This window comes from Paenibacillus xylanexedens, from assembly GCF_007676705.1.
GTDB classification, from domain to species: domain Bacteria; phylum Bacillota; class Bacilli; order Paenibacillales; family Paenibacillaceae; genus Paenibacillus; species Paenibacillus xylanexedens_C.
The window spans coordinates 1968655-1980691 of the sequence record NZ_VEBF01000001.1 but is presented as its reverse complement, the minus strand read 5'-3'; the positions used below and the strand labels follow the sequence as shown (position 1 = coordinate 1980691).

The 12037-nt window shown below is 49.3% G+C and carries 8 protein-coding genes; 5 read left to right on the top strand and 3 right to left on the bottom strand.

Features of this window, described 5'->3' with window-relative positions; translation table 11 throughout:
* The first annotated feature begins 105 nt into the window (after positions 1–105).
* Positions 106–1656 carry an extracellular solute-binding protein gene (locus FS628_RS08920; protein ID WP_186327749.1) on the top strand — a complete coding sequence of 517 codons (1551 nt, stop codon included), beginning with the start codon at positions 106–108 and terminating at the stop codon, positions 1654–1656.
* Between the two features lie 39 nt (positions 1657–1695).
* Positions 1696–6036, top strand: coding sequence for an alpha/beta hydrolase fold domain-containing protein (locus FS628_RS08915; RefSeq protein WP_260870964.1), 4341 nt, complete (start codon positions 1696–1698; stop codon positions 6034–6036).
* A 118-nt stretch (positions 6037–6154) separates the two neighbouring features.
* On the opposite strand, the gene FS628_RS08910 is transcribed toward FS628_RS08915, so the two are convergent.
* Positions 6155–7096, bottom strand: a complete 942-nt coding sequence (locus FS628_RS08910; protein WP_145320934.1) for an NADP-dependent oxidoreductase — start codon at positions 7094–7096, stop codon at positions 6155–6157.
* 393 nt (positions 7097–7489) lie between these two features.
* Between FS628_RS08910 and FS628_RS08905 the strand changes: the two genes are divergently transcribed.
* The gene (locus FS628_RS08905; RefSeq protein WP_145320932.1) at positions 7490–9178 is read left to right on the top strand and encodes a methyl-accepting chemotaxis protein; all 1689 of its coding nucleotides are present in this window, start codon (positions 7490–7492) and stop codon (positions 9176–9178) included.
* A 34-nt stretch (positions 9179–9212) separates the two neighbouring features.
* Entirely contained in the window at positions 9213–9857 is a 645-nt protein-coding gene (locus FS628_RS08900) for a CatB-related O-acetyltransferase (protein WP_145320931.1), read from the top strand.
* A gap of 327 nt (positions 9858–10184) precedes the next feature.
* On the opposite strand, the gene FS628_RS08895 is transcribed toward FS628_RS08900, so the two are convergent.
* The gene (locus tag FS628_RS08895; protein WP_036606368.1) at positions 10185–10457 is read right to left on the bottom strand and encodes an HU family DNA-binding protein; all 273 of its coding nucleotides are present in this window, start codon (positions 10455–10457) and stop codon (positions 10185–10187) included.
* A 99-nt stretch (positions 10458–10556) separates the two neighbouring features.
* Entirely contained in the window at positions 10557–10757 is a 201-nt protein-coding gene (locus FS628_RS08890) for a cold-shock protein (protein WP_017690333.1), read from the bottom strand.
* A gap of 171 nt (positions 10758–10928) precedes the next feature.
* Between FS628_RS08890 and FS628_RS08885 the strand changes: the two genes are divergently transcribed.
* Positions 10929–11819, top strand: a complete 891-nt coding sequence (locus FS628_RS08885; protein WP_145320929.1) for a tyrosine-type recombinase/integrase — start codon at positions 10929–10931, stop codon at positions 11817–11819.
* Positions 11820–12037: the final 218 nt, after the last annotated feature.

The window sequence follows — 12037 nt, the reverse complement described above, 5'->3', positions numbered from 1 at the left end:
AACATCCCCATTGTTGCAGGCGGTGGGGATGTTTTAACATCTATTTGAAAGCGCTTCACAAACGGGTGGTACCTAAATCTAAATCAGGATGAAAAGAGGGGTAGCATGAAAAAGTGGATGGTCTCAGGTTTGGCGCTATTGCTGGCGGCAGCCGTCATGACGGGATGCAACAATGGGAGCGGAGCGGCATCTGGTAAGGGTGGGGGAGACGGCAAAACGAAATTCTCCATGTCACTGCGTACGCTGGCGTATACGTATGTGGAGAAGTCGCCGGACATCAACCAGGATAAATGGGTGAAAAAGCTGGAGGATCTGACCAATACCGATCTGAAAATCGTCTTGGTGCCTCATAAGGAATATGAGCAGAAAATGGTCCAGATGTTTGCCACCAATGATATTCCTGATGTTGTACAGGGCGATGGCGGCGTCAACGGCAAGGAGATGGCCGGCTCGGTCGAAGCTGGTGTATTCCAGCCGCTGGATGATCTGCTGAAGCAGTATGGGCCAGACTTGCTCAAGACCGTGCCGAAGGAAGCCTGGGATCAAGTGACCCATGACGGCCAAATTTACGCCATCCCTGAATATTTATCGAATCCATCTCGCCGGGCCACCTGGATTCGCAAGGATTTGCTGGAGAAAACCGGATTGCCGGTGCCCACAACGGTAGAGGAAACACTGGAGGTTCTGCGCGCCTTCAAGAAACTTGGGGTGGAGAATCCCTATATGGGGCGCGAAGATTTCAAATATGCAGATACGTTCTTCGGAGCCTATGACGTGCAGCAGTTCCTGTCCATGATGGAGCAGCAGGGCGATCAGATTGTACCCAAATTCATGGATAACGAGAATATGCAGCAAGCGCTGACTGTATACAAGACGATGTACGACGAAGGGCTGATCAACAAAGAGTTCGCGACTATCAATTCAACGGTATTCAAAAATACGATTCTTTCCGGCAAGGCGGGCATGTGGTCCATGAACGCAAACGAACTGATCCAGTGGGAGAAGCAGATTAAAGCGTCGGTTCCGGATGCAGAGATCGAGATTATCCCTTCGCCCGTCGGTCCGGACGGTAAGGGTGGTTATTACCTGTACGGTCCGGTGACACGTGCCTACTTTATTAATAAGGATGCGGCTGACCCGGCTTCAATCATCCGTTTTTTTAACTGGATGGTATCAGATGAAGCGGAGAAATTTTTCACGTACGGCACGGAAGGGGAGACATACACGGAGGATAATGGCGAGATTTCGTACACCGCCCCGACGGACTCCGCTGGTGTGGACGAAGAGCGTTACCGCCAGTCATTCTTGTGGCTCGTACAGGACACAACGTACAACAAAGGCTCGTTATCGCTGACGGAGGAAGGCAGGAAGCTGATGAACATTTACGACACCATTTTGGCCAAAGAGGGCCGGGATGGCATCACCTTTGACCCGCGTCTGGAAGCCTTTGTACAGAATCCAGATATTGCGCCCAATTCGGATACACCTCCCCAGGTACTGCTCACACACATGATCAAGATGGTTTACGGTAAAGAGCCGATTTCCGACTGGCCTAAGGTGGTTGAGGAATGGAAAGCCAAAGGTGGCGATCGTGCAATTGAGGAAGCTACGCAGAAATTCAAGGATGGCGAAGGGGTATCGGCACCGCGTCGCTAGATTGGCGGGATGTAAGGGTAGCAGTGCAGTCAGGTGAATATGGAGGGGATACAGGTGAATGACTTGTTCAAAACGTGGAAGAAGCGGGTTGTACTTGTTGCCATGTCTGTAATGCTTATTAGCGGTACTACCATTCCCGTGAATGAAGTCCAGGCGATGGAAGACACTGTTTCTCATCCGATCCTAAGCGCAGCGCAGGAAGGGAATATCGCAGATCCGGAGGGGCCTGAGCTGGAAATTTACGCGGAAAACTTCGATGACCCGGACAATTTTGGCTCTACTGGCGGAATTGCGCTGAAGGCTCCATGGATACAGGAAGGAGAAGGAGGAAGCAAGGCCAAAACGTCTTCCTCGACAACCGCACCATCGCTGCCCAATATGATCAAGATTGATGGAACGGATGCACTTGCGCTGCCGCTTGACCTGACGGGATACGGAAACATCCGGCTGAGCTATTACACCCGTGCCTCTTCCTATATAAGCGGAAGCGTCATTATGGAATGGTCCAAGGACGGTGGCACTTCCTGGACGACGCTGGAGACCTTTGAACTTCCTCCAGGCACCCCGGACCTGAAAAACAAGGAAGGCAATACGCTTAAAAGCTGGCTGCTGGGTTCGGAAGCGAACAATAACAGCACGGTTAAAATTCGTTTTCGGACGGGAGATGCCATGCAGGCCAACATGTATATCGACAATGTCGCCATCTTCGGTCAGGCAATTCCCGGAATAACCCCGCCTCCGTCCCCTGTGCCACCTGCAGAGGAGAACACTGAATTTACGCCTCCACAGGGGGTGACCTTATATGAGGATGTGGAGATTGGCACGGCCGGCGGACGGGCGATGTATTCATCCATTGCCGTTCCCGAGACGCCCGCGTCTGAACCGATGCCAGTCATGGTCTACATCCATGGTGGTGGCTGGAACCACGGGGATCGGAAGCAGGCACTTGGCTCAATCTGCAATTATGTACTCAAACGTGGTTACATCGGCGTGTCTCTGGACTACCGACTGACACCTGAAGCGCCGTTCCCTGCGCAGATTCAGGATGTGAAGCTCGCTATCCGGTATTTGCGGGCGAATGCGGCCCAGTACAATCTGGACCCGAGCCGTATCGGAGTTTGGGGGTCGTCCGCAGGCGGCCATTTGGCTGCATTGCTCGGAACAACAGGGGACATGGTTGCCGGCGACACCGTGGAGCTGGATACAGGAGCAACCGTACAAGTACCTGATCTTGAAGGCTCCGGTGGATGGCCTGAGTATTCCGACAAGGTGCAGGCGGTAGCCGACTGGTATGGTCCAGCCGATTTTACGACTGCATTTGCCAATAACTATAGCTCTGTTACCGCCCTGCTTGGGGGTAATCGAGCATGGGATGTACCGGAACAGGCCAGACTTGCGATGCCGGGCACGTACGCTTCACCAGATGATCCGCCGATCTGGATTCGGCATGGTGATGCCGACGCCACTATTCCCTATACGGACAGCGTTACATTGGCGAGCCAGCTTCAATCCGCGGGTGTACCGGTTGTGGATCTGAAAATCGTAACCGGTCAGGGTCACGGATTTACGGGAACTGCTTCCGAGATTGCCAATGCAGAGGCGTGGGCGTTTCTTGATGAGCATGTGAAGAACCGGGTCGTAACTGAGCCGATTATATTCAAAAGTGATCGGGAAGACACTACATCTGGCGAGGAAGAGGATGAAGAAGATCCGCAATGGATTGAGAAGGTTATATCCAGCGAGCTGCCAAGTGACGATGCGGCAATAGACAGTGGCAAGCCGGATCTTAATTTCAATCAGGCCACGGGCTCCAGCACCGGATTGCTCAGCATTTCCTCCACTTCGTCCACCAAGAAATATGTATATTTCAAGTTCGATATGACCGGAAATGAGAGCGAAGGAGATCGATACCGACTGCAAATTGCCGCCAAAAAAGGCACGTCGAATACAGACACGGAACTGTCCCTGTACGGTTTGGAAGCAACCGACTGGAACGAATCATCGTTAACCTGGTCAAATGCCCCAGTCACGACCCTCAGCGAGAGTGCGCTTCTTGACACATTCCAGGTCACGGCGGATCGCAGCGGTAGCCCGGCGGTCTATGAAGTCGATGTGACCGATTATGTGAAGAGCCGTCCGGATTCCACGCAGGTGGCGTTTCTGCTCGGAGACGCCGCGGATACAGGTGTCTCTGTAAATGTGTATACCAAGGAAGCTAACGGAACGAGCAATCCTCGCCCACAGTTATCTGTCATTGCTTTAACTGAAGCTGGCAGCGATACGAAGGCGCCGGAATGGGAGCCGGGAGCCGAGCTGGAGGTTCGCAATTGGGGAACGGATTTTGCGGAACTGAAATGGCCTGCTGCAAGCGACGATACGGCTGTAGAAGCATACCGGATATACCGGGATGGCACATTGCTGACTGAACAGGAGAAGCTGTCGTTCCGGGACAGCGGACTTGCAGCCGGAACGCCCTATACGTTTCAAGTAAAGGCGATTGACAAGGCAGGCAACGTGAGCAGTGAGTTAACGACCGATCTTACCACGCTTGCCGTTCCCGTATCGCCGCTGTCGGTTGTTTCGGTCTCGGCCAGCGGCAGCGACGGCAATCTGGCGACCAATACAATCGACAATAACAGCTATACACGCTGGTCAGCTGCCGGAGATGGGCAATGGATTGCCTTTGATCTGGGCGAGGAACAACAAGTCGGATATGTTGGCATCGGCTTTTACAAAGGGGATGTGAGGCAGACCTTCTTTGAGGTGGAAACGTCTGTTGACGGCGAGCTGTGGACACAGGTGTTCAGCGGGGAAAGCAGTGGGGATACCACAGATATCCAGGCGTTTGATATCCCGGATACTTCTGCACGTCATGTCCGGATCACCGGGCACGGCAATTCGGATTCCAGTATCTATACAAGTTTGACCGATGTCCATCTGTATGCGCCCTTTGCAGGAGGCGGAACCCCTGTTGCCCTGATTCCCTACGTCGAGCCGCAAGCGCCGGAGGGTACGGTGCCATTTATCGCTCCCGGCCTGACCGAGACAGATGGAACGCCGCATGCGGTCCATTCTCCACATGCCGTAACCGGACGTACGATTGATGTACGGGATTACGGGGCAAATCCGACTGACAATACGAGCGATGACCGACCCGCTATACAGGCAGCCATCAATGGGGCAAGTGAAGGAGATGAAGTGTTTTTGCCTGACGGTGTGTACAATTTGTTATCCGGACCGGATGAGATCACCAACCTGATGCTCAAGTCAGGGGTAAACCTTAGAGGAGAGAGCAGCGAAGGAACCGTGCTCAAGACATCGCTGGATCAGGTTAAGGGCAGCGCTGTCCTGAAAGCCTCGGCTCAGCATAACATTCTGGTGTCCAATATGACGGTTACTTCATCCTGGTCAGGCAGTTACACAACCGATCACAAATCCAATAATCCCACCGCGGGGGGACCGGATAGCATGATCCACATCGCCAACTACGGCGAGGCCCCATCCTATGAGATTACAATTGACGGAGTGATTGTGGAAAAGTTTAAACGGATGGCTATCCGTATTGAGCATAGCCGGGATGTCGTTGTAAAACATGCAACGTTCCGTAACGCGACTGACCTGGGGCCTGGAGGTTCAGGCTATGGTATTTCCATTCAGGGGACGGCCAAAACGGACCGGCTCGGCTTTGACAACGATACGTTATGGAATGTGGTGGAGGACAGTACATTTGAGGGTCCTTATCTCCGGCACGGGGCGCTGATCCAGTTTGTGGCCCACAACAACGTGCTGCGTGGGAATACATTTAACGGGACAAAGCTGGATGCCATCGATCTTCATGGCGAACTGGAATATTTCAATGAAATCTCAGGCAATGTGATAAGGGATGTACTAGTAGGAGCTGGGATTGGACTCGGCAATACAGGAGGTTCAGCACCCAGCAACCACAGCAAGTCTGGCAAAGGAAACTATATCCATGACAATATCATCATGAACAGCCAAACCGGGATTTCGGTGATCATGGGTACGCCAGATACATTAATTGAGGATAATCTCATAGAGAACACAACGACAATCGCGGATGCGGCAGGAATTAAGGTACTGAACGGACCTGGCACGGTGATTCGTGGCAATGTGATCCGCAACAATACTGCCAGCGGTTACTGGGCCGTGCGGCTTGATCACGACAACGGTGATGCCGGAGCGGGCAATGTCGGCCAAGGTGACCCCGAGAACGTCCAGATTGAGAATAACCGAATTGAAGGTAATACGAACGGGATCGGTCTATTTGCCGGCGTCGGCATTTTGCTGAAGGCCAATATACTGAGCAACTTGAATGAGGATTATTACAAGGCGGCGGGTGTGACCGTAACCGAACTGTAACATTCGGAAAAGTAGCCTGTCAGGTGTCTGGCCTGACGGGCTACTTTTTGTTGGTCTGCTATTCCACATGTTCCATACCATCGTCTAAATTTCGTCCATGTATCCCAGTGAGGGCCAATCAGGCCGATTGCACTTTCAGCAAAATTCGGCCACGTCCATGTCTGGACTCACTTTTGGCATGCGCTTGATTCGCTTCACTTAAAGGAAAGATGGAATCAATCTCTGAACGGAGGGAGCCGTTAGCGATAAGCTGAGCGATTGTGTACAGATCCTCTGATGTCGGAAATTTGGAATTAAACTTGGCGGTAACGCCATACTGCTCTGCTTTTTCGGCAGAAGGCAGTTGAGTTAACGATACCAGCTTGCCTCCAGGTTTCAGAACACCCCATGAGCGGTCTTCGATCTCTCCACCAACAGCGTCAACAACCAGATCGACATGACTTACCAGCTCTTCAAACAAGGCTGTCTTGTAATCAATCACTTGATCAGCACCCAAGGAAGCAACAAAATCAACATTGGCACCAGACGCGGTAGCAATAACGTGAGCGCCTTTCCATTTTGCGAGCTGCACCGCGAATTGTCCGACACCACCGGCAGCCGCATGGATCAGTACCGTTTGTCCTGCTTCCAGCTCACCTTCGGTGAACAGCACCTTCCATGCAGATTCAGCTCCGCCTTTAATGGTCGCAGCATCCTCAAAACGTAGGTCGTTCGGCATATGAACCAAATCTGTAGCAGGAGCAATGCCATATTCAGCATAACTTCCGTTCACATTACCGAAGACGCGATCTCCTGGCTGGAAGGTACCGACACCTTCTCCCACGGATTCAACGATACCTGACATGGCCGTTCCGGGTGTATAAGGCAGCTCTTTGACAAACACGTTCTGCAACCAGCCATTACGAATCTTCCAGTCCAGCGGAATGGCTCCTGCATACTGAATGCGTACCAGAACTTCTCCGGCAGCTGGATGGGGCATATGGACTTCCTGTTCGAACTGTAATGTCTCTGGGCCTCCGTATTGATGAACTTGGATAGCTTTCATACTAGTTGTATGCATTATCTACACGCTCCAGTCGTTAAGGGAATAGGTTGAAGATGAATCTATCTTTTCGTCTTTATTCTTCTGTAGATGTCATACTGTGCTCAAACTTTCTTAATTATGTTGTCGGCAACTAAAATATATCATTATTTTATGTGGTTGGCAACATAATATAGATATTTATATACCGATAGTCGTTTTAAATTTCCAAACCGAAGGACATTCTCACATGATTATGGAGAAAACGTAAAAGATTAGATCTTAAGAGGGTTTTTTTGTGACAAAAGTCACTGCATCATTATAAATTATGTGATCTGTCCTACCGATAAGACTATATGTGATATTCGAAACGGCATCGAAATCGGCTTGAATATCCCCACAATTACATAGGGAAAAGGGTGGCTCACACACATGCGAAGCATGAGCATCGGTACCAAAATTAGTTTGATCGTTATCAGTATATTTGTCGTCTTCTCCTCAGCTGTGGCGGTAAGTGTAATCCTGGAGATGAGACAGGGGATTACGACATTTGCTACAGAGAAGGCGAAGCGAGATCTGGCGATGGCGAATCATATCATTACATATAAGCATCCAGGAGACTGGGCCATTAAGGAAGGACAATTATTCAAGGGAGATACCGCGCTGGAAGGCAACTTTGAACTGGTGGATGAGATTGGAGAAGCTTCTGGTGACACCGTGACGATCTTTCGAGGTGATGAACGTGTCGCAACGAATGTCATGGTGGATGGAAAGCGTGCTGTAGGCACGAAGGTGTCCGAAGAGGTCGCTCAGACCGTTTTGCAGCAAGGGGAAAGATACTTTGGTGAAGCAGTGGTTGTAGGTCAGAAATATCAGACGGCCTATGAACCAATCAAGAACGCATCGGGAGAGATTATCGGAATTTTCTATGTAGGCGCTTCTCAGTCGTTAATTGATGTGATTATCTCCTCGTTCCTCAAGACGTTCCTGATTGTATTCCTGCTCGCGATGTTGGTCGCGATTACCCTGATCCTGTTGTACGTTCGCAGGGTAAGAGTAAGGATCGAACGGGTATCCATGGCGATTAAGCGTGCGGGCACGGGCGATTTCACACAGCCGGTTGTGGACGACGTCCAAGACGAGATCGGATTGCTGGGCACGGGATACAATGAGATGAGAAGTAATCTGCAGGTCATCATTCAAGGTGGACTTCAGGCTGCGGAGAAAGCAGAACATTCGACTGGGCTGCTACTGAAGATTGCGGACCAGACAGCCAATGAATCGGCCCAGATTGCATCTTCCGTTGAACAAGTGGCTCAAGGAGCCGAGAGTCAGACGATTAGTACGGAAGAGAATCTGCAGGCGATGGAAGAAGTAGCTATAGGTGTACAACGTATGGCAGACAAGGCCTCGAGCATCTCCGATTCAGCATTGTATTCCCGCAAACAGGCAGAAACCGGAGGAGAAGCTGTGCAACTGACCGTTCAGCAGATGTCTACAATCGAATCCTCCGTTACCACAACGGATGAAGTCATTCGTATGCTGGAAGGGAAGTCGGCACAGATTAGCCAGATGGTTTCCACGATTCATGAGATCGCGAATCAAACGAATCTGCTTGCGCTCAATGCATCCATTGAAGCGGCAAGAGCAGGGGAGCATGGCAGAGGATTCGCCGTGGTGTCTACGGAGGTACGCAAGCTTGCTGAACAAGCTGGAGACTCTTCGGATCGTATTGAAGAATTGGTTCAAGCCATGGAACAAGACATGAAGCAATCCCTATCGGCCATGTCGAGAGTGAAGGACGAAGTGCAAGAAGGGCTACGTTTGACCCGCGAAACTGAACAAAACTTCAGCCTGATCCGGGATACGAACCTGCGCATGGCCGTAGAGATTGAGGACATGGCTGCGACGAGTGAAGAGATGTCCGCAGGCGTGGAGCAGATCGTTGCTTCCGTACATGAGATCGCTCGCCATGCGCAGACGGCTAGTACCAATTCACAACAGGCAGCTGGATCTGTCCATGAACAGCTTAAGTCGGTAGAACAGATCAAGGCATCTGCGGCTATTTTGTCCGATGTGTCGACAGAGCTGCAGACCTCACTTAGTCCGTTTAAGATTTAATATCTGTTACAATAGGGAAAAGGAGGGACTGCCTATGGCCCCTGATAAAACAAAACTTTTCCCGAACGAGAATATCCGCACCGTATGTTACATTCAAAACCTGCCGCCTCGTTCCAACGTGGACATTGGTGATTATACGTATTATAGCGATAACACGAATCCGCCAGAGCAATTTTATGACCGGATACAGCATCATTATGACTTTATTGGTGATCGTTTGGTCATCGGCAATTTTTGTGCGATAGCAGAAGGAGTGACATTCATCATGAATGGCGCCAATCACCGGATGGAGGGTATGACGACGTATCCTTTCAACATATTCGGTGGGGGATGGGAGCGCGTGACACCCACTCTGGAGCAACTTCCATATAAGGGTGACACGGTGCTTGGGAATGATGTCTGGCTTGGACAACATGTGACGATCATGCCTGGTGTAACCATTGGAGATGGCGCCATTGTCGCTTCCAATTCGACCGTTGTTAAGGACGTTGAACCTTATACGATTGTTGGCGGTAATCCAGCCAAGACTGTCAAAAAGCGCTTTGACGAAGAAACAATTGCGCTGCTGCTCGAACTAAAGTGGTGGGAGAAGGATGAGGTATGGTTGGATACTTATCTGGAACGCCTTGTCTCTACCTATGATTCACAGACATTGCGCGAACTTCTGAACAGCAAGTAGCACAGGTGTGAAAGAAGACAAGAAAATGGCTGATTCCTGAAGGAGCCATTTTCAAGCAAATCAGGCCCTGGACCGTTTTGAGCGGATCAGGGCCTCTTGTTGTCCAAGATGAAATGTTAATTTAGCGGGTGGGTGGTCGTAGGGTACAATCGGCCTTTGTTGATGATGGGGACTTAGAGTGAGTGTGATCTTCTGTATGATCCGGGTTCGTCTGCTTACCTGAATAAAAGTTAATGATATCATCAACGGTAGAAAAGACGACATTTACATCCATATTATCATTGTGTGTTTGAATAAAAACCTCTTTTCAATGGGTTGTTGCGTTGTTTAATTTAAAGCTTCTTTCATGCTTAAGCCTGCTGTGAATACAGGAACTTTACCTGCAGGTAATTGAATTTCTTTGCCTGTTTTCCGGCTTCTTCCGGTTCTTGCTTCACGCTTCTGCACTTCAAATTTCCCGAATCCAACCAGTTGAACTTCTTTACCTTCTTTGAGAGCTTCGAGAATCGAGTCCAGTACAACGGTTACAGCCTTTTCAGCATTCTTCTTGGAGAAACCGCCAGCCTTAGCTACTTCTGTGATCAATTGTTCTTTATCCATGGGGAATACCTCGCTTTCATTCTTGGGATGTGGAATCTTTACTGTGCAAAATATGAGTAAATAAAAAGCTGCCTTATTAATAAGGCAGCTTTCATATAATTAAAGTTTAGTAACGTTCTCAGCTTGTGGTCCACGGTTGCCTTGAGTTACTTCAAATTGAACGCGTTGACCTTCGTCCAAAGATTTGTAACCTTCACCTTGAATTGCACTGAAATGAACGAATACGTCTGTTCCTTCTTCAGTTTCGATAAAGCCGAATCCTTTATCCGCGTTGAACCATTTCACTGTACCTGTTTGCATGTGATTCCTCCAAAAAATAAGTTTTTAGCCGATCATTATGAGACGAGTATAAATTAAAAATTGACACTCACCTGGTGCATTTAAACCACAGACTTGATGTCCGCTAATGTATCGATTAATATGATAATACCATGTCCGCTAATATAAGTCAAGATTTGGAGGTATTTTCTAATGAATCATTCATCAGTGCTATCGGTGCAGCGGAAACCGACGATAGAAGAATTCGTACATGTGCTTGCCAATGAGGGAGATTTGCATCCCAAAACCGTGAAGGAATACGCAAGTGATCTGAAGCACTTTATCGAATGGTATAAGGAAAGCACCACGCTCGGCGAAGAATTCACATTGCGAATTGAAGACGTGAACACATCCACTTTAGTCAATTATCGTGAAGATTCACATAAAGTTATGCTTTTGAAGCCGGCTACCATTAACCGGAGATTGATTACGTTGAAGCGTTTTTTCAAATGGGCTGTCTTGGAAGCCGGGCTCCGCAGCGATCCTTCCAAGGCATTGAAATTCATTCCGGAAGACAAAGTCAGTCCACGCCGAATGACAGTCGAAGAAGAACAAGCATTCATCTTCGCGGTGGAGTGCAGCAACTCCCTTCGGGATCAGACCATTCTTACCCTTATGTTTCACACAGGCTTGCGCACGATGGAGGTATGCAACCTCACGCCTTATGATATCGAGCTTGGTCAACGGAGTGGTCACCTGACAGTAAGAGCTGACAAGCGCAATGGACAACGAAAGATCCCTTTGAATATGCAGTGTATCGTAATATTGACTCAGTACTTATCCGGACTTGCTAGCGACAGTTCTTACCTGTTCCCTTCCGAGAAGACAAATGATCGTTTAACGGAGAGAGCACTGCGCCACCTCATTAAAAAAGTCATGATTGCAGCAGGGCTGGAAGGACTGAGTTCCCATGATCTGCGCCATCGTTTTGGTTATGCCATGGCAGAACATACGCCGTTGCACCTTCTGGCGGACATGATGGGACACACCAATCCCGATACGACAATGGTTTATGTTAAAGCTTTAAATGCGAATCATCATTGAAATCAGAATGAAGGATCAACATTTTAGGTAGAAACAAAACTCCTCTTATTAGAAGTACTTCGAAATTTACCGTGTTTGTATTACTTTAACCTACCCTTAGCATTCATATACTACCCTTAACATGTCACAGAGGCACTGCCCGTCAGGGTTGCCTTACCTCTAATGAAGAAAGCGATTACATATTCCCGATAATATTGTATATTATGATGGCAACCCTG